Below are 236 nucleotides of genomic sequence, written 5' to 3'. Positions count from 1 at the left end.
TAGAAGGGACCGCGGGCAGCGCCCGGCTGGATGGTCATGGCAACCGGGCTTCCTGCCAGTCCGCCTTTAGCGGAAAGGGGAGTGAACGCATGGGTGAAAATGGTTGCGATTGCCTGTTGGACCTGGGTGATGTGGGTAAGGATGATGCCCAGGACCGTGATGATATAAATCACGTACATGACAGGGGTTACCTTTTCACAGAACTTGCCGATTCCGGTTACGCCGCCGATCAGTAC

At 56.4% G+C, this 236-nt stretch carries 1 protein-coding gene; it reads right to left on the bottom strand.

Translation table 11 applies throughout. From position 1 onward, the window contains the following. Positions 1-236 (bottom strand): alanine:cation symporter family protein (locus LK536_RS59105; protein ID WP_506092374.1); only part of this gene is annotated, 236 nt, incomplete at both ends.

Origin of the sequence: Clostridium pacaense (assembly GCF_020709765.2) — a bacterium.
GTDB classification, from domain to species: domain Bacteria; phylum Bacillota; class Clostridia; order Lachnospirales; family Lachnospiraceae; genus Enterocloster; species Enterocloster hominis.
This window is presented reverse-complemented; position numbering and strand designations above follow the sequence as displayed.